Annotated in this window: 19 protein-coding genes and 1 pseudogene; 4 read left to right on the plus strand and 16 right to left on the minus strand. The window is 50.8% G+C overall.

All coding sequences use genetic code 11. The features are described 5' to 3' along the window. Window positions 1-9: 9 nt before the first annotated feature. Window positions 10-1,383 (minus strand): M20/M25/M40 family metallo-hydrolase, encoded by a 1,374-nt coding sequence (locus tag MKQ70_RS23995; protein WP_248074826.1) that lies wholly within the window; start codon window positions 1,381-1,383, stop codon window positions 10-12. 216 nt (window positions 1,384-1,599) lie between these two features. Here MKQ70_RS23995 and bshA point away from each other — a divergent pair, with 216 nt between their 5' ends. Beyond that, entirely contained in the window at window positions 1,600-2,721 is a 1,122-nt protein-coding gene (gene bshA / locus MKQ70_RS24000) for an N-acetyl-alpha-D-glucosaminyl L-malate synthase BshA (RefSeq protein WP_248074828.1), read from the plus strand. A 71-nt stretch (window positions 2,722-2,792) separates the two neighbouring features. Here the strand turns inward: bshA and MKQ70_RS24005 are convergent, their stop codons facing one another. From MKQ70_RS24005 to porU, 11 genes are all read right to left on the minus strand, one after another. Continuing rightward, a complete protein-coding gene (locus MKQ70_RS24005) occupies window positions 2,793-3,005 on the minus strand; it encodes a peptidoglycan DD-metalloendopeptidase family protein (RefSeq protein ID WP_248074830.1) in 213 nt (70 codons plus the stop codon). Between the two features lie 28 nt (window positions 3,006-3,033). Continuing rightward, window positions 3,034-3,861: a murein hydrolase activator EnvC family protein gene (locus MKQ70_RS24010; RefSeq protein WP_248074832.1), complete on the minus strand. Its 828-nt coding sequence runs from the start codon at window positions 3,859-3,861 to the stop codon at window positions 3,034-3,036. A gap of 20 nt (window positions 3,862-3,881) precedes the next feature. Next, window positions 3,882-4,205, minus strand: coding sequence for a hypothetical protein (locus MKQ70_RS24015; RefSeq protein WP_248074835.1), 324 nt, complete (start codon window positions 4,203-4,205; stop codon window positions 3,882-3,884). Between the two features lie 104 nt (window positions 4,206-4,309). Next, the gene (gene lolB1, locus MKQ70_RS24020) at window positions 4,310-5,143 is read right to left on the minus strand and encodes a lipoprotein insertase outer membrane protein LolB1 (RefSeq protein WP_248074837.1); all 834 of its coding nucleotides are present in this window, start codon (window positions 5,141-5,143) and stop codon (window positions 4,310-4,312) included. Between the two features lie 32 nt (window positions 5,144-5,175). Further along, the gene (locus tag MKQ70_RS24025; RefSeq protein ID WP_248074839.1) at window positions 5,176-6,147 is read right to left on the minus strand and encodes a tetratricopeptide repeat protein; all 972 of its coding nucleotides are present in this window, start codon (window positions 6,145-6,147) and stop codon (window positions 5,176-5,178) included. Further along, window positions 6,078-6,932 carry a tetratricopeptide repeat protein gene (locus MKQ70_RS24030; RefSeq protein ID WP_248074841.1) on the minus strand — a complete coding sequence of 285 codons (855 nt, stop codon included), beginning with the start codon at window positions 6,930-6,932 and terminating at the stop codon, window positions 6,078-6,080. The genes MKQ70_RS24025 and MKQ70_RS24030 overlap by 70 nt, the downstream gene beginning before the upstream one ends. Window positions 6,933-6,934: 2 nt before the next feature. Next, window positions 6,935-7,378, minus strand: a complete 444-nt coding sequence (dut, locus tag MKQ70_RS24035; RefSeq protein ID WP_248074842.1) for a dUTP diphosphatase — start codon at window positions 7,376-7,378, stop codon at window positions 6,935-6,937. A 33-nt stretch (window positions 7,379-7,411) separates the two neighbouring features. Next, a complete protein-coding gene (gene ispF, locus MKQ70_RS24040) occupies window positions 7,412-7,909 on the minus strand; it encodes a 2-C-methyl-D-erythritol 2,4-cyclodiphosphate synthase (protein ID WP_248074844.1) in 498 nt (165 codons plus the stop codon). A gap of 136 nt (window positions 7,910-8,045) precedes the next feature. Then, complete coding sequence (porV, locus tag MKQ70_RS24045) at window positions 8,046-9,203, minus strand: type IX secretion system outer membrane channel protein PorV (RefSeq protein WP_248074846.1); 1,158 nt, start codon at window positions 9,201-9,203, stop codon at window positions 8,046-8,048. Window positions 9,204-9,526: 323 nt separating this feature from the next. Beyond that, on the minus strand, window positions 9,527-10,255 hold the full coding sequence (locus tag MKQ70_RS24050) for a type IX secretion system sortase PorU (RefSeq protein WP_248074848.1): 729 nt from the start codon (window positions 10,253-10,255) through the stop codon (window positions 9,527-9,529). Then, window positions 10,230-12,686 carry a type IX secretion system sortase PorU gene (porU, locus tag MKQ70_RS24055; RefSeq protein WP_248074850.1) on the minus strand — a complete coding sequence of 819 codons (2,457 nt, stop codon included), beginning with the start codon at window positions 12,684-12,686 and terminating at the stop codon, window positions 10,230-10,232. The genes MKQ70_RS24050 and porU overlap by 26 nt, the downstream gene beginning before the upstream one ends. A 229-nt stretch (window positions 12,687-12,915) precedes the next feature. Here porU and MKQ70_RS39365 point away from each other — a divergent pair, with 229 nt between their 5' ends. From MKQ70_RS39365 to MKQ70_RS39375, 3 genes are read left to right on the plus strand one after another with little or no spacing between them, the layout of a single operon-like run. After that, complete coding sequence (locus tag MKQ70_RS39365) at window positions 12,916-13,374, plus strand: formylglycine-generating enzyme family protein (RefSeq protein ID WP_282456685.1); 459 nt, start codon at window positions 12,916-12,918, stop codon at window positions 13,372-13,374. 38 nt (window positions 13,375-13,412) lie between these two features. Then, window positions 13,413-13,895 carry an SUMF1/EgtB/PvdO family nonheme iron enzyme gene (locus MKQ70_RS39370; protein WP_308199150.1) on the plus strand — a complete coding sequence of 161 codons (483 nt, stop codon included), beginning with the start codon at window positions 13,413-13,415 and terminating at the stop codon, window positions 13,893-13,895. A gap of 4 nt (window positions 13,896-13,899) precedes the next feature. Next, the gene (locus tag MKQ70_RS39375) at window positions 13,900-14,469 is read left to right on the plus strand and encodes an SUMF1/EgtB/PvdO family nonheme iron enzyme (protein ID WP_282456686.1); all 570 of its coding nucleotides are present in this window, start codon (window positions 13,900-13,902) and stop codon (window positions 14,467-14,469) included. A gap of 453 nt (window positions 14,470-14,922) precedes the next feature. Here MKQ70_RS39375 and MKQ70_RS42625 read toward each other — a convergent pair whose 3' ends face one another. From MKQ70_RS42625 to MKQ70_RS24080, 4 genes and pseudogenes are all read right to left on the minus strand, one after another. Continuing rightward, complete coding sequence (locus tag MKQ70_RS42625) at window positions 14,923-15,051, minus strand: thioredoxin domain-containing protein (protein WP_372490025.1); 129 nt, start codon at window positions 15,049-15,051, stop codon at window positions 14,923-14,925. Window positions 15,052-15,113: 62 nt separating this feature from the next. Next, a pseudogene (locus MKQ70_RS24070) lies at window positions 15,114-15,383 on the minus strand (peroxiredoxin); the annotation flags it as partial. Window positions 15,384-15,391: 8 nt separating this feature from the next. Continuing rightward, window positions 15,392-15,595: an Ig-like domain-containing protein gene (locus tag MKQ70_RS24075; protein WP_248074852.1), complete on the minus strand. Its 204-nt coding sequence runs from the start codon at window positions 15,593-15,595 to the stop codon at window positions 15,392-15,394. Beyond that, window positions 15,585-16,955, minus strand: a complete 1,371-nt coding sequence (locus tag MKQ70_RS24080; protein WP_248074854.1) for a M23 family metallopeptidase — start codon at window positions 16,953-16,955, stop codon at window positions 15,585-15,587. Before MKQ70_RS24080 ends, MKQ70_RS24075 begins: the two co-directional genes overlap by 11 nt. Window positions 16,956-17,102 lie beyond the last annotated feature (147 nt).

Consider the following 17,102-nt stretch of genomic DNA (forward strand, 5'->3'; position numbering starts at 1 on the left):
ATGTTAGTTTTATAAACCATATTGATCCACCAGGTACAACAACGCCGCCATGCCTACTGCACCAAGCTCCAGCTCGCGCTTGTTCACCGCTTCAAACACATCGGACGCTGCATGATGCACGTCAAAATAACGCTGGGAGTCCGGAGAAAGTTCACCCATGGGTGTACCCAGTGCGCGATGCAGGAAGCCCACATCTACACCGCCGCCTTCTTCATCAAAATCGTACAGGCCGTAAGGCAGCAATAGCGGCTTCCAGGAAAGTACCTTTGCTCTTTTCGCGGGTTCCATTTCCAGCATAAAACCACGGGGTGTAAAGCCTCCCGCATCACTTTCGAGGGCAAATACATGCTTTTCGTTTTTTGCTTTGGCCTCGTCGGCATACTTGGCCGCACCGCGGGCGCCGTTTTCTTCGTTAGCAAATAATACTACGCGCAGCGTGCGTTTGGGACGAATACCCAATGCTTTATAAGCTCTTAAGATTTCGATGGATTGTACACAACCGGCACCATCGTCATGCGCACCTTCGGCGAGGTCCCAGCTATCGAGGTGACCACCAACGGTGATATACTCGTCGGGGAATTCACTGCCGCGGATGTACCCGATCACGTTATGGCCAATGGTATCGGGCAGCTTCTGGCAATTCGTGCGCAGGTACAACTGCATCGATGGATCGTTGCCAATGCGCTGGCTGAAGCGGTCGGCATCTTTCAGGCCAATGGCTACCGCGGGGATCTTAGGCGCGTCTTCCGCGTAGTTCACTGAGCCGGTATGCGGGTGGTTGTCTGCACTGTGCGACATAGACCGTACTACCACGGCTACAGCCCCGTATTTGGCAGCGCGGCTGGCGCCCGAACCGCGGTACTTCACGGCATCGCCGTAAGAATGAAAGGTCTTAACATGCGTATCGATAAAAGGATAATTGTAGAACACGATTTTGCCTTTCACTTCATCTTTGCGCTTCTCCAGCTCTTCGAAAGATTTTACCTCGATCACAGCTGCCGTAACGCCTTTGGCGCCCGTACCCACGGAGTTGCCGAGGGCGGCGATGTTCAGCGGCGGTACGAAGTCGCGGCGTTTGGAAATGATGCGGGCCTGTTCTTTGGCGCCCCTGATCCAATGCGGTACCATACATTCCTGCAGGTATACGGAGTCGGCACCGGCGGCTTTCAGCGCGGCCACGCCCCATTTTTCGGCTTTCACCATGCCGGCAGATCCCGCCAGGCGGGCGCCCACCGTTTTGGTGAGTACTCTCAGATCCTCATAGGCATTACTGTTGGAGAGAATTTCGTTGGCAATCCTGCGTATCTCTGCGGAGTCCTTTTGCTGTGCGTAACTAAACTGGAAAGCTCCGCAGGCCAGGGCAATTAATAAGTGTTTTTTCATTCAGCTGGTCCGGATTTTAAATTAAAGCTAATTAATTACCGCTGCTCCTGCAAATAGCCCGGAATTGATTTTTGTAGTTTACCTTCGCAGGCGAAACAGCGAATTGTTGTGCGGCCTTACGGGCCGGCGTAATAAAGGAACCAGCCGGGGCATGTTTCCACGTAAAAGCCGGACCTTTCGGGGTCGCAATTGTGTAATTATCTTAAAAACAACTTCATGCGTATAGGTATCGTATGTTATCCAACGTATGGGGGAAGCGGAGTACTGGCAACAGAACTGGGCAAAGCGCTGGCGGATAAAGGGCATATGGTGCACTTTATTACTTACCAGCAACCGGTGCGACTCAACGCTTTCCATGCGAATATTTATTACCACGAGGTACAGGTGCCTACCTATCCTCTTTTTGACTTTCCACCCTATGAATCTGCGCTGAGCAGCACCATGGTGGATGTGATTTTGAACCAGCAGCTGGACCTGCTGCACGTGCATTACGCTATCCCACATGCCTCTACCGCTTATATGGCGCAGCAGATCGTAGCGAAACAGGGCCGACACATACCGTTCATCACAACCCTTCACGGAACCGATATCACCCTGGTAGGCAAGGATAAAACCTATGCTCCCGTGGTAACCTTCTCCATCAATGAATCGAACGCCATCACGGCGGTATCCAGCAACCTGCGCGAAGAAACATTTAAATCATTTCCGATTGATAAAGAGATTGAAGTGATTTACAACTTCGTAGACACGGCACGATTCAAACGCCGCGAATTACCGCACTTCCGCCAGGCCATTGCGCCCAAGGGAGAGAAGATATTGTTGCATGTGTCCAATTTCCGTAAAGTGAAACGGGTACCGGATGTGATCAAGATCTTTAAACAGGTACGGGATAAAATGCCGGCGAAACTGTTGCTGGTAGGCGATGGCCCCGACAGACCCATGATCGAATGCATGTGCCGCGAAATGAACCTGTGCGACGATGTTCGTTTCGTTGGTAAGCAGGAGCAGCTGGAAGACGTCATGTCGATTGCCGACCTGTTTATCCTGCCTTCGGATTATGAGAGCTTTGGCCTGGCAGCACTGGAAGCGATGGCTTCTGAGGTGCCGGTTATTTCCTCGAATGCAGGCGGCCTGCCAGAGGTAAACATCAACGGAGAAACAGGCTACACCAGCGCTGTAGGCGATGTAGACCGTATGGCGGCGCATGCGATCGAAGCACTGCAGAATGAAGAACTGCTGGCCCGTTTAAGGAAAGGCGCGCTGGAACAGGCGTTACGCTTCCATATCGATAATATCATACCGCAGTATGAAAAACTGTATGAGAAGTTGATTAAATAAAAACGCTTTCAAATAAAAACTCCCGCAATTGATGCAATTGCGGGAGTTTTCTTTTATGCTGATGACTTAAATTATCTCGGAGCCAACCACAGGCGGGGATTCATGTTATTATCACCGCTATCTTTATAAATCTCGAACTGGAACAGGGAGGCATTTTCCTCCACGTTAAACAGCACCGTTCCCAAAGCCTGGCCGGTTTTCACCTTATCACCTTTTCTCACAGAATAAGAATTCAAGTGCACATAGTTGGTAAAGTAGCGGCCGTGTGATACGATCACCCCCATCCGCCACCTGGACCGGTATTATATACCATCAACACTTCACCATCAAACGAAGCGCGTACCTGTGCCCCTTTAGGTGTAGAGATAAGAATGCCATCCAGCTGGGTCGTAATTTTGATCTCCTCCAGTTTTTGCTTCCCCACTCGCCTACTACCGTGCCCGAAATCACCGGCCATGGTAGTTTGCCTTTATTGTCCTCGAAACGACCGGAGAGATTCGCGAACTCGGAACCGTCGTTAAACATTGTTACCGGCTTTTCCGGCTTCGGCGTTTCTTTCGGTGGCGGAGGCGTTACCGGTGTAGCAGGTTTCGTTGGATTATTAGCAGCGGTATTGTTGTTATTATTATTCTCTTTTTCTGCGGCGGCAGCTGCGGCTGCGGCTTTACGGGCAGCTTCCTCGCGTTTGCGGCGCTCTGCTATCTCGGCTTTACGCGCAGCCTCTTCGGCAGCGGCACGCTTGCGCGCCTCTTCCATTTCGCGGGCAATGATAGAGCGGATGCTCGCCTGGATACGTTGTTGTTCCTTTTTACGTTTGGCGATATCGGCATTCAGCTCTTTCTCTTTACCACGCAGTTGCGTTACCAGTTCATTCTTCTCTTTACGGTCTGCTTCCAGCACTTCCCGTTGTTCCTGTTCCGTTTTGAGTACCACATTACGTTTGCCCTTCTGGTCTTCCAGGTTCTTCACTTTCTGCTCGAGCTGCGCCGTTGTTTGCACAATGTTATCTGCCTGGCGCTTGCGATACTCGCGGTAACGCTTCATGTACTCATATCGGCGCACAGCGTCGTTGAAGCTCTTTGCGGAAAATACGAAATTGAGCATGGCGTAGTCGCCACGGTTTTTATAAGCGTACACCACCTGCTGCGCGTATTGCGCTTTCAGGGTATCCGGTCGCGCTTTAATGTTTGCACATCGCGCAAGGCGGCATTGATGTCGCCATTAATAAAGTTGATTTCGGAGTTGATGTTGCGGATCATGCCTTCGCGCAGCGATATTTTTTTACGCAATGCGTTCAGCTGTATCAGGCTTTGCTTGGACGATTTCTTGGTTTCGTTCAGTGTGGCCTGCGCCTGGTTGAGTTCCTGTTGCAGTTCCCGTTTCTGGCGTTCGAGTTCTTCCCGCGACTGTTGCGTGTTTTGGGCACGCACAATGGCAGGGGCGGTGAGAGCGAGCAGCAGTAAAAGTGGGATAAATTTCTTCAATTGCAACATGATAAATTTAAAATGAGCTCAGGAAACTGGTTATATAAACGATAAATATACAACGTTAATAATTAAAAATGATTGCGTGCGGGCTGCCAGCTCCGTTATTCTTTGGTGTAGTTGGCCGGAATACGGAATGGTGTGGACACCGGTGCATCAAATTCAATCTTATCCTTAAAGTCCATTGCTATTTTCAAGATGTTCTTTTCTTCTATAAAAATCCTGCGCTGGGTGGGGAATTTACGCCCCTGAACGGTTTTATATTCACCGTAGGTAAGCTCGCAGGAACGGCCGGCGCTGTCTTTATCCGTTACTTTGCTCTGTTGCAGGCCAAAGTCATCTGCAAATACATTAAACAGGCTTATCAGCGTGGGGTGCTGACAGCTGAACGATACTACCGATGAGGTTTTAACAATATTGGTGATAGAGTCATTGAAGTAAATAGCATTACCGATCAGCAGGTCCTGCAGGGTGGCGAAGTCGAACGGAATGTTCAGCGTCTCCTTTGCCGTGGCTATATCGCGCAGCAACACCGTTTTATCCTTACGGTTCACCAGCTTCAGGCTGTCTTTCGTAATCATACACCTTACCACGTCGTCGAGGATGAGTACGGAGCAGGAGATCCAGATCACACTATCCTTGATCATACGCACGTTTGCGCGGATGTTGTTGAAAGAATTGCCCTTGTCACTGTTGTAATCCACCTTTAATTTGGCCTCAAAGGTTTTAAAGTCGATGTGATTATCTTTCATTTTTTCGGAGATACCGGCTGCCAGGGCACGCTCTGCCTCCGCTGTGGTTGCCGACGAATCTCTCTTCACGATACCGGAAGTATCAGATGGAAAATTTGCGCGGGTGATCTTTTTGGCGGATCCACAGGATAAAAGCGCCAGGCTGATAACGGCAACAATACATTGTAATAAGGCTGTTCTTCTCATGATTAAATAGTTCGCTTGCCAAAGGGGCGGCATTACTGCTGCGAGGCAGCCCCGGGTTTAATATATCTTTTCTCTGCAATTTTCCTGGCCAGGCTGATGGACGAAGCGCCCTTTTCTTTTGCCTGCTGCCAGTACATCACAGCTTTTTCTTCTTCTTTCAGATTGAATAAAATATCCCCATAATGTTCCAGTACGTCGGGGTCCTGCTGCGCCTGGGGATGTTGTAGTGCTTTTTCTATCCACTGCCGTGCCAAATCGTATTTACCCATGCGGAACAATATCCAGGCGTATGTGTCGAGGTACACCGGATTGTCCGGCCGCAACTCCGAGGAGTAGCGCGACATCTGCTCTGCCTTTTCCAACTTTTCGCCCCGCATCGAGAGGTAGTAGCTGTAGTTATTCAGCACCACATCATCCTTCGGGCGTACGGTCAGGGCGGCATCGTAACTGCTGTCGGACAGGTTATGCTGGCCCGTGGCGTGGTACACATCACCCAGCAATGCATACACATCGGCCTTGTAACGCGGTTCGCCGGCGCCGATCTGCAAGGCGCGGTTCAGCGAGCGGGCGGCCTTATCATATTGCTGGCCAAAGTAATTCGCCATGCCGTTAAAGTAAAAGCCCATAAATTCCTGCGGGAACAGCCTGGTAACGGTTTCGCTTACACGCAACAGGGAATCAGCCTGGTCGCTCTGCGAATACAGCCACATCAGCTGGTACCATACCGAAAATCGGGTGCTGTCCAGCGATACGGCTTTGCGATAATTAACCAGCGCGCTGTCTGTCAACTCGGCCTGTGAAAACATATCGCCGCGCAGGGCGTACGCTTTGGCCTCCTGCGGATGCGTTTCGATGATCAGGGAGCTTAAAGCAAGCCCCTCATTTAACTTGGTGCTGTCCAGCGACTGCATCTGCAGGTAAGGATATACGTAGGCTACCTTTTCATCAATATTATAATCCGGGTTGGAGAAAGCGCGGGTGAGGAATTGCCAGTACTCGTCCATCCGCTTTTCCTTTTTGCATAGGTTGCAAAAGCGATCAGTGCGCGCGGGTTGTACGGATCTTTCTGGAGTACAGTATCATACATGGCTTTCGCCTTCGGGATCATGTCGTTGGCGTCGTACAGTTCGGCCTGCAGCAGGTAGTAGCGTGCCTCGCCGGGATTTAACACCACCAGTTTGCGGATCTCGTCCACAGCATCTTCCACGCGATTTTCCTTTACGAGTAGCTTCTGTATCTGGTACACCACTTCTTCCACAGGTCCTGCCTTTTCTTCCAATTGGTAAAAAATGGCAAGGGCTTCCTTGTTTTTATTGGCGCGTGCCAGGAACACGCCCTGGTTAAAGCGATAGTCGTCGTTTTCGGGATATAGCCGGGCCAGTTTGCCATAGGCATATGCTGCGCTGTCGAACAGTTCGTTTACGGCAAATGCATCGGCCAGCGCCATCTGGTACCATTTGTTGGTACTGTCCAGCTGCGTGGCTTTCCTCGTGAAGCCCAGGCCGTACTGCGCGTTGCGCAATTCCATGAACAGGCGCCCTACTTCATAATACACCGCCGCATTATCGGGATCGAGGCGAAGACAATCGGAGTACTGGGTAATGGCGGTGCGGTAATCTCCCAGCATTTTAGAGCGTTGGGCGGCAAAGAAGAAACTATCGGCACGCTGCTGCAGTACGGCCGGGTCCTTCACGCCGGAAGTTCTGCCACCCTGAGCGGTTTTGCCGGTTTTGCAGGCTGTTACCCACAATCCGCCACCAATCAATATTATGCTGAGAAGTTTGCGCATCCTTACGATTTTCCGGTGTGGCCAAATCCGCCGGCGCCGCGGTCGGTGTCTGTCAGTACAGCTACTTCGGCCAGTTTCACCTGTACAAAAGGCGCAATCACCATCTGTGCGATACGGTCGCCGTGCTGGATGGTTTGCGGCTCATTGGACAAATTAATCATAATTATTTTGATCTCTCCCCTGTAGTCTGCATCTATCGTGCCGGGCGTATTCAGCAGGGTGAGTCCCTGTTTAATAGCAAGACCGCTGCGTGGGCGGATCTGCGCCTCATAACCCGCGGGCAGTTCCATGTACAGACCAGTGGGCACCAGCGTGCGTTCCAGGGGCTGCATGGTTATAGCGGTTTCGAGGTTAGCGCGGAGGTCCATACCTGCCGCATCTACGGTTGCGTAAGCCGGCAACGGGTTTTCCGACTTATTAATGATGTTTACTAAAATATCTGCCATTGCGTTAAAGTATGTAGAATCAATTTAGACCGGTTATCGTACGCTGCTCTGTTGTTTTTCGAGCAACACGTTTGCATAGGCTACTACGCCTTCTTCGCGGCCAACAAAGCCCAGCTTTTCGGTAGTAGTGGCCTTAATAGACACTTCTTCCACCGTAAGGTTTAACAACTGCGCAATTACTTCCTGCATCTGCGGCACAAAAGGTTTGATCTTAGGCGCCTGCAGGCAGAGCGTCGCGTCCATATTCACTACGCTGTAACCTTTTTCGGCTATCAGCTCCATACTACGTTTCAGTAAAATTTTACTGTCGATGTTTTTGTAAGCCTGGTCTGTATCGGGGAAGTGTACGCCAATATCGCCCAGCGCAGCTGCGCCAAGCATGGCGTCGCAGATAGCGTGCAGCAATACATCCGCATCACTGTGACCCAGGGCGCCTTTTTCATGTGGCACCAATACGCCGCCTAACCAAAAATCCCGTCCTTCTACCAATTGGTGAAAATCCACACCAAAGCCAATTCTTAAATTACTCATCCTTTTAATAGCTTATTTATAATTATTGATCTGACTGGCTGCTAAGTTAGGCTTTAAAAAGTTAAAAGCCTGTTTAAATGGAATGTCCCCCGCAGCTGCGCCACGGGGGACATTCCGCTATATTTTCCAACCGATATTATTCGGCACGGGAAAGATCAAAAGTGAGGGTAAACCGAAGCGTATTTGACAACGGGTTTTTCTGGATACCGGTACCGGAAGGTACGAGGTAAGAGAAGTTCAGGCCGAAAATGTCATACTTAATACCCAGGCCCGCCGTAAAATACTTGCGGTTGCCTTTGGAAGCATGTTCGTGGTAGTAACCTGCTCTTACCGCAAACTGGTCGTTGTACCAGTATTCTGCACCGGCAGAGTACATCAGCTCATGCAGTTCTTCTTTGAAAGGCGCATCGCCGAAGGAGCTGAAAATAGCGCCCAGCGGATCCTTATCGGGATACTGACCGGTAGCGGTATCCGGGGTGGGTACCAGCAGTTTGTTAATATCCAGTGCGAGGGTGAATTTATTATACTCGTCGATGCCGAAGGTATAAGCGCCACCGATGCCGAGGTTAGCGGGCAGGTAGTCTTTTTTATCGGCCGAACGGGTGTAGGAAATCCTGTTACCAATGTTGGTGATCGCGAAACCTAAGGCCAGTTTATTGTTGGCGGCGCCGTCTTCTTTCTCGTACTCTTTGGTGTAGTAACCGGAGAGATCGGCAGCTACCGCGCGCCCCGGACGGATGCTTTGTCCGGAAATATCGCCGCTGGCGAGGTTAGAATTGATGAAACGCAGCGCCACACCGAGACCGAAGTTATCGCTCAATTTACGGGCGTAACCAGCGTCGATGGCGAATTCACGGGGGCGGTAGTTACCCTGGGTATAACCGGTGATGTCCGTAAACTCGATATTTCCCAGTGAAAAATAACGCAATGAACCCGATACGGCGGAGAACTCGTCAATTTTAGTATAACCACTTACAGTGGCCAGGAACACATCGTTTACCAGTTCTTTCAACCAGGGCGTATAAGTTACCGAAACGGCAGAATTTTTCTCAGCAAAAGGTACTTTGGAAAGGTTCCAGAAGATGGAGTTCGCATCCGGCGAAATGGCTACACCAACATCGCCCATTGCACCACTTCTGGCATCTGGGGAAATACGGAGAAAGGGAACAGCAGTATTGATCGCATTCATTCTTCCGTCAAGTCTGTTCGTACCCGGGGTGTCCTGAGCGGAAGCAGTATTGGTAAGGGATAAGGAAAGAATACATGCTACAGCCGTTAATATCCTTCGATACATTGCAATTTTTAGTTTAATGTGAGTTTAATCAGATGTAAAAATAATATCTAATCTGTATTATTCAAGCAAAAAGACGTCTAAATGAATAATTCCACTTGCCTTACAGTATGTAATTTATAGTAATATGAGCTTACCACCAAACTTTTTTGACTTGCCCTGCCTGTTCATAATTGTTAGCTCATATAAATATATTCCATGGGGTAGTTTTACTCCCGAGTCGGCTCTTCCATTCCAGATAATGCCATCTAAACGGCCACCGGGGCTATTTATTGTATACTTCATGGTGCGAACGCATTGTCCCTGAACACTAAAAATCCGTACAACTACATCAAGGTCAGCATTTTGCTGGTTATGAGAAAAAAGAACTTTGTTTCCTCGCGGAAGGGGTTCGGATAGTTACCCACCTTTTCTACCACCAGGTTGGCGTTGGGCATTACCCTGAAGCGTAACCGGATGGTGCCCGAATTATTATGCGTATCCCAGGCGCGGATCGTAAGGGTATGCTCTCCTTCGGCCAGACCGCTGATAGGGAACCGCACATTGCCCTGCCGGTAATCGCCGGAAACGGCTTCGTAAAAATCATTCAACACAAAGTAACGGCTGCTGTCGTCGAGTATTGCCACCAGGTCGTGACCGATACCGCGGCCCGTGGTGTTAATCCCGTTTTCGTCTGAAAGATGAATAAGTAATACCGCATTTTCCCCGGTAATTCCTCCGTCTGTAAAGCTAAAATCGTTCATCCAGGCTTGCAGGGAAGGCCCTTGCTGATCGTTGGCTGCTGAAGCGGTGCCACTGATGGCTAACTCGTGGTAGTAACCCGCTCCGTCCTGTTGCTCGTTATAAGTATAGTAGCTGATCCTGCCGTTACCAGGGCGATAATCAATATCTGCCGGCACCACAAAGGTATGATTAAACCGGCCATTTAGGACACGCGCCCGGCCTTTAAATAAAATATTGTGTTCCTGCTGGTAAGGCGCTGCACTGCTGCCCGGATCGTTGCCACGCGTGCGCAGCTGCTCCGGTTTATCATATACGGTTACCTCGGTCGCCATTGTAAGTGATAGCCGGGCGACCGCCCGCATCCGTTACGCTCCCGCTGATGGTGTATTTGCCCAATGCCTTTAAAGTGTCCGTGCTGCTTACCGCCCTGCCGTTCAGCGAATCGACCCGTACCTTCAGTTCGGGGAAAGCGAGGGTCATAGCAGGATCGCCCAGGAGCTGGAATTTCCGGTTATTGACCACATCGGAAAAGTTACTATAAGTGAAGTTCTTCGAGTGCATAGCCGCCTGCCCCAGGCTGGGCATCTTTCCGTCCGCATCCGGTAAAAAGGCCAGGCGGAAGTAGTTGGCATTCATCACCAGGTTAGAATATGCGAACACCGCCCGGGTAGTGGTCATGAGCGCAATAGCCCCGCCTTTTTCGCGAAGCAGTACTTTTTCCCCTAAAGATGTGAATGCCGGGTTATCGAAAGGTGCAAAATCGCAGGTAGCCGTAATCATCAGCGGTAACCTGTCCGCATTATCCCACACTTTCATCATGCTTTCGTCGAGCAGCACCTCTTCTCCCAACCTTAAAAAGCTGCCGTGTCCCGTATAATTCCAGATGAGTGTACCGTTGAACATACCTGTATTGATCGCCTCATTCACGGCCGGGTAGCGGCTGCCTGCGGCGGAAGACACCTGGGGATAGGCATCTGCATAAATTTTCTGCACCCCGAACTGCGGGTTTTCATTGGTAACGATGCTGCTCACTTTCTCGGCGTCTTCGAAATGCAGGTTGCCATCTTCATCATCGGCCACAAAGGTTACGCGGTTACGCCAGGCGCCAAAGGTCGCAGGATCGTGGTAATGAATGATCTTATCTACCAGCACCTTTGCCTCGGCAGGCGTTTTGGCGGGCAGGCGGCCAATGCCCACATCCAGCAGGCTGATAGGCGATAAGGTATTTACATCGTCCCCGTCGCCGAGCAAACCGAAGAAGTCGTCCGAAGCATAGGAGTTGATCTGGTCGGCCGAAGCCGGACTTTGCCAGGTGGGAACAAGGTTGGTATTATTCGGGATGCGGTTTTTATAATCATACGAGGCATCGCCGAACAACAGCAGGTATTTCGGGGCGGGACCACGATCGTACAACATTTTCAGGAAGTCGCGGATAGCCGTGGGATCCTGTCTACCTGAAGAGAATTCATTATAGATGGTGGCGGGTGTTACCACCAGGCTGCTCAGTCCTTCCCGCAGGCGGTGATGATCGGCCAGCCGCTGCGCCTGGGGCACCAGGGCCGGGGCACTTACAATTACCATATCCACCGCGGCGGTGCCGTGTAAATCCTGGTTCGGTACCGCGCCCACTAATACGGGCGCCGGCAACGACGCGGGTTTGAAGGCTGCATACTCGCGCAGGCGGCTACAGTCGCGGCTGAATGCAAGGTTATCATTCGAAAGCGTGGTGCTTACTTGAACTGGCGACAAACCATCTGTTACGTCCCACACCAGTACTTCGTTATTAGCGGCTGCTATCCGGAACCCGGCCACACCACCGGCGCCTACGCTCGCCCGGTCGCGGAATAACAGCGAACCACCTGCGGGTAAGGTCAGTGCGGCCCGGGCATGCAGTTCTATAAAATCGACCCAGCCGCTGGCGCCGCCTGCCGGTATAAAATTGACGCCGACCTGGGCAGCCGTATGCGTACCGGCAACCGGCAACAGGCTGTTTACAGACGTTACCTGCGTTTCAAATATATTACCGCTGATGGGGTCAGGGTACAGTGCCTGTACCACCGACTGGTTGAACAAAATATCGAACCGGCTGCTGCCGGTGCTCTTCGCCGCTACCGACGCGCGGATGGCCACATTAGTAACACCGCCTGCAGGCAGGTCGAAATTATAGGTGCGGGTGTTCTTTTCCTCATCGAGCCAGCGTTTACCGCTACCCAGCACATTCACTTTATCATTTTCCACGAAGGCCCGGTAATTATAAGTGTTCACCACCCGGTTGGCGGTGGGTGTGGTATTATCCACCACCACCCGTTTGCCCGTTCCGCCCGCACTCAGAAAATAAAAGGCGGTATCTGCATACAGATGTTGCTGATGCTGAAAATATTGTGCGTCGGGCAGCCAGTTATTAGCGCCGGGCGTATAAAATAAAATGTAATCGTTTCCGTTAATAATACCGTCGCCACCATCGTGTATGTAGAGCGCGGTTTCAGGAAGATCGTCGTAACGTGGGCTGGCATTGTCTTCGGGCAACATATCGCCGGCATAACCAACAAGTCGCAGGGAAGCGGAAGAAAGGTTCAACGTATTAATTCCCATACGATTAAGCAAAGAAATGTCTATCTTGTACACGCCTGGCGCCGTAACAGCTACCTTGTACCAGTTACCGGCCGACAGCACAGCATGCGATGCATAGGTTCTTTGGGCATAAGCTTTGATGCCTGTGCAAAGTAAAATAAACAGCAAAAAGGGAATACGGGATTTCAACATCGCAGCCAGGCTGGTTTAACACAAACCTACTGTTTGCCTTGGATATTCCAAACCCCGGAATGTGGAAAATAAGTGCAAAAACGACACATGACAGGGTTAAAAGCACTGCTTTTCATCGAAATGCATGACCTAAAAGGCATGCATTTACAGATTAATTATTTTTGCTATAAAATAAAAAATATTACATTTGCGTTTACCTATTGAAATATCTTATAAAAAGCTGAATTACATGCGTAGATTAACCTCTTTATCACTGCTTGTAGGCGCCGGAATCATACTCGGCGGAGCCACCTCCTGTAATAAGGATGGCGGTGGTGGCCTGTTCGGCAAGAAGAAAGCGTCTTCTTCCGCGACCGGCTGGGCATACAACGATAAGAAAATGGGCGGCTTCTCTGTCGCCAAAAACGTGGACCAGAAAACCGGTCCCGGTCTTGTGTTCGTCCAGGGCGGTACCTTCGCTATGGGTGCTACCGAACAGGACGTAATGATGGAATGGAACAACATCCCCCGCAGGATCACGGTTTCTTCCTTCTATATCGACGAAACGGAAGTTTCCAACGTACACTACCGCGAGTACCTTTACTGGCTTACCCGCATGTATAACGAATCTTTCCCGGACGTAGTAAAGAAAGCCCTGCCGGATACCCTGGTTTGGCGTAGCGAGCTGGCTACAACGAGCCGCTGGTAGAATATTACTTCCGTCACCCCGCTTATAACGACTATCCGGTGGTAGGTGTTACCTGGAAACAGGCGACAGACTACGCAAAATGGCGTTCTAACCGTGTGAATGAAAAACTGCTCATGGACGCCGGCCTGCTTTCCAAAGGCGACGTTTCCAACCAGGCAGACGACAATACATTCGACACCAAATCATATATGGCCGGCCTGTACGAAGGTACACCGGGCAAAATGTCCAAATCAACTAAGAACCAGTTCCAGAACTCAGATGGTACCCCTCGTGGCGCCCAGTTCGAAGATGGTATCATGTTGCCAAACTACCGCCTCCCGACCGAAGCCGAGTGGGAATATGCCGCACTGGGTTATATCGGTCAAAACCCAAGCCCCTCTAAAAAAGAAGGTAACCGCGGTGAGGAATTGATCATGAACAAACAGATCTACTCCTGGGGAACGAACAACTCCGGCCTCCGCGACATTCGCCGCGGTAAATGGCAGGCGAGTTCTGGCGAACTTCAAACGTGGTTCCGGTGACAACATGGGTATGGCCGGTGGTCTGAATGACCGCGCTTCCATCCCCGCAGCCGTAAACACTTACTTCCCGAACACTTTTGGTATCTATAACATGTCCGGCAACGTGAGCGAGTGGGTACAGGACGTTTACCGTCCCCTTACCGCGATCGATGGTGATGACTTCAACTACTTCCGTGGTAACAAGTTCCAGACGGTTTTTATGAACAGCGAAGGCGAACTTGAAAAAGACAGCCTGGGTCAGCTGAAAATGCGTGATGTAACCGACGAAGAAAGTGCCAGCCGCCTCAACTACCAGAAAGGCGACGTAATCAACTACCTCGATGGTGACTCCCTGTCGCTTGTTGAATATGGTTACGGTGTAACTACCCTGATCAACGACAAATCCCGTGTGATCAAAGGTGGTTCCTGGAACGACCGCGCTTACTGGCTGTCGCCCGGCACCCGCCGCTACATGCAGGAAGATATGGCCACCAACACTGTAGGTTTCCGTTGCGCAATGGACCGCGTGGGTAGCCCGGAAGGTAACAAGTTCAAAACTGGTAACCTGTTCCGCAAACAGCGTCAGAAAAGATAATTCAGCTTAAACTACGCTATAATCAAGGGTCGTATCTTCGGGATACGGCCCTTTTTGTTATCAGCCATACCTCTTTCCCCAAGCCGCAACACCAGCACCGAAATAGGCGAATAAATCACCAATAGCACGCTGGCCCTCTTGCCACCCCATGTGCGTATTGCGTTACAGCGCCCCGCCATGGTAGCGGGTTTATTTGGAGATCCTATATGCATCCTGTATGCATCCTATAAGGCCCCTCACCACCAGCGCGGGTTTGCGGGCATGAGCATATGGGATGCATACAGGATCCCTATAGGATCCCCTTACCTATTTTTTAGCCAAACCGATGATATTTTAACACAAAAAGAGCGCGGTTCGGTACCGTATCGATAAAGGGCGATAGTAGTGCCTAAACGGCGGCTGGGAACGCCCTCAAAGTTGCCCCATAAAAAAGCGCCCCGGAAGGCGCCTCTGTTATTTCCACATCTCCAATATCTCTTCCGTGTGCTCCTTGCTCTTCGGCTTACGGATGATCTTATCGATGATGCCCTTTTCATTAATGAGAAAAGTAGTGCGGTGGATGCCGTCGAATATGCGGCCCATGAACTTCTTTTCGCCCCATACGCCGTACTGGTTAAGGATTGTACGGTCCTCGTCCGCCAGCAGGGTGTAGGGTAAGTTGTTTTTGCAATAAACTTCTGGTGGCTCTTTTCCGAATCGGCGCTTACGCCGATTACTTCGTAGCCCCGGCCCGTCAGCTCCGCATAGTGATCGCGCAGGTTGCAGGCCTGCACGGTACAGGTAGCCGTACTATCCTTCGGATAAAAAAAGAGGATCACCTTTTTGCCTTTCAGATCGCTGAGCGACACCTTCTTTCCATTTTGATCAAGCCCTTTAAAAACGGGCGCTTTGTCGCCTTCCTTCAAATGAAACATCCGCTCGTTTATCTTTTAAAGTTGAGAGTATAAGTTGCTTCGTTACCCGCCACATCGTAAGCCGTAATCACCAGCTGGTGGTTGCCCGGCCGACAGTGATCGTCGAACGTATACGTAATCACATTGCCCTTACGGGAGAACAGGAGCCATTTACCGTCGAGGTCAGCGCGGTAGGATTTAATCCCGCTCGCATCACTCAGGCTAAACGACATCCCTGGTGAGCACGCCGGCATTCATGCCGTTCTTCAGCGCCCCGACTGGGGTAATTTTAGGTTTAATGGTATCTACCGCGAGGTTAAAATCACCAAAGTCGCGGAACGCACCTTTGTACCAGCCGTCCTCGAAAGTAGCGGCGGCCACGCTGCTGCCCAGGCCATTACGAACGATTACCATTTTGTTTTGCCATTCTGCCGGCACCTTTTTAGTCGGCCTGATGCGCACGGTAAAATTACTATGAATGGGTACCAGCGCGGTATGCAGCCGGTAAGTATTGGAAAAGGCATCGGGCCTGGTAGCTGCAATCTCCGTGTACCGGAAACAAATGCGGTCGTAAATAGCACCCTCCTCGAGGAAAAACTCTACCTGGTTATTCTCAAAAATATTACGCGAATCGGTGAACATCTTGTTCGCACAGGCACCATCGCCGGGCGATGCGCCATCCTGCTGGAGCGAGAAGGTTACGTCAGTGCTGTTTCCGTATGCGTCTTTTACTTCCACTTTCATCGGGTGTACTTTGCCGTCCGACAGGTCCACCACGCCATTACTGCCTTTGATATCGTGATAAATATTGAGCGCGTTGCCCGGCAATGAGTACAACAACTGCACGAACGGACCACCGCCCTTCTTCATCTTATAGTCCACGTGGGCATTCAGGTAGCGGGTTTCCTCGTACCCGATGTTATCCAGTTGAAAACCGGTGAGCGGCACATTGTTATCGTACACCACCGCCTGGAAAATACCATTCGGGTTGGTGGAATTACTTTGCCTGTCCAGCGCGCCCACAGCAATGCCCGCCTTATCTGTATTCACTTTCACCAAAGGCTTCGCCGCCACGTATTTACCTGCCTTGTTGCGGGTAATGGCCACCATGATGGGTGTTTGCTCATACAAACTGCGGTTGCGGTCATATATCGCAATGCGCTGAATTTCCGGGGCACGGGTATCGGGAATGCTGAAGCCGAAGAGCATGCCGTTAAGCGGCTTCTCCGTTTTCGTGTCGCGGATTTCAAAGTGCAGGTGCGGACCGGCAGAGCCCCCTGTATTACCGCTCCAGGCAACAAAGTCGCCCTTCTTCACGGGGAACAGGTGTGCGGGGATCACCAGATCAATCGCCCAGCTTTGCTGATCGTATTGTTTCTGCTTCACGTACTGTTCCAGGGTCGGAAAGAACCGGTTCAGGTGCGCGTAAACAGTCGTATAACCATTTGGGTGAGTAATATAGAGCACGTTACCGAAACCGGTGTGCGAAATGCCGATACGGCTGATATAACCTTCGGCCGCCGCGTGTACGGGCAGGTTTTCACGTTGCTGTGTTTTAATATCCAGCCCCGAGTGAAAGTGATTGGGACGCAACTCGCCAAAGTTGCCCGCCAGTACAATAGGGATTTCGAGCGGATTGCGGAAATATCCTTTAGGATAGTTTTTACCGGAATATCCTGTGCCGAAGCCAATGCCGGAGCTAAAGAAAAAGGCCGATTAATTTCTTCATCCCGCAAAGGT

The organism is Chitinophaga sedimenti, assembly GCF_023156195.1.
In the GTDB taxonomy this organism is placed as follows: domain Bacteria; phylum Bacteroidota; class Bacteroidia; order Chitinophagales; family Chitinophagaceae; genus Chitinophaga; species Chitinophaga sedimenti.

Excerpts from the sequence above, each read along its gene's own strand:
- MKQ70_RS23995 (WP_248074826.1), bottom strand. The coding sequence starts at position 1,383 with ATGAAAAAACACTTATTAATTGCCCTGGCCTGCGGAGCTTTCCAGTTT.
- MKQ70_RS39365 (WP_282456685.1), top strand. The coding sequence starts at position 12,916 with ATGCGTAGATTAACCTCTTTATCACTGCTTGTAGGCGCCGGAATCATA.
- ispF (WP_248074844.1), bottom strand. The coding sequence starts at position 7,909 with ATGAGTAATTTAAGAATTGGCTTTGGTGTGGATTTTCACCAATTGGTA.
- porV (WP_248074846.1), bottom strand. The coding sequence starts at position 9,203 with ATGTATCGAAGGATATTAACGGCTGTAGCATGTATTCTTTCCTTATCC.
- MKQ70_RS42625 (WP_372490025.1), bottom strand. The coding sequence starts at position 15,051 with ATGGGCCGCATATTCGACGGCATCCACCGCACTACTTTTCTCATTAAT.
- bshA (WP_248074828.1), top strand. The coding sequence starts at position 1,600 with ATGCGTATAGGTATCGTATGTTATCCAACGTATGGGGGAAGCGGAGTA.
- MKQ70_RS24050 (WP_248074848.1), bottom strand. The coding sequence starts at position 10,255 with ATGGCGACCGAGGTAACCGTATATGATAAACCGGAGCAGCTGCGCACG.
- MKQ70_RS24030 (WP_248074841.1), bottom strand. The coding sequence starts at position 6,932 with ATGCGCAAACTTCTCAGCATAATATTGATTGGTGGCGGATTGTGGGTA.
- MKQ70_RS39375 (WP_282456686.1), top strand. The coding sequence starts at position 13,900 with ATGGGTATGGCCGGTGGTCTGAATGACCGCGCTTCCATCCCCGCAGCC.
- porU (WP_248074850.1), bottom strand. The coding sequence starts at position 12,686 with ATGTTGAAATCCCGTATTCCCTTTTTGCTGTTTATTTTACTTTGCACA.
- MKQ70_RS24075 (WP_248074852.1), bottom strand. The coding sequence starts at position 15,595 with ATGTCGTTTAGCCTGAGTGATGCGAGCGGGATTAAATCCTACCGCGCT.
- lolB1 (WP_248074837.1), bottom strand. The coding sequence starts at position 5,143 with ATGAGAAGAACAGCCTTATTACAATGTATTGTTGCCGTTATCAGCCTG.
- MKQ70_RS24005 (WP_248074830.1), bottom strand. The coding sequence starts at position 3,005 with ATGGGGGTGATCGTATCACACGGCCGCTACTTTACCAACTATGTGCAC.
- dut (WP_248074842.1), bottom strand. The coding sequence starts at position 7,378 with ATGGCAGATATTTTAGTAAACATCATTAATAAGTCGGAAAACCCGTTG.
- MKQ70_RS24025 (WP_248074839.1), bottom strand. The coding sequence starts at position 6,147 with ATGGACGAGTACTGGCAATTCCTCACCCGCGCTTTCTCCAACCCGGAT.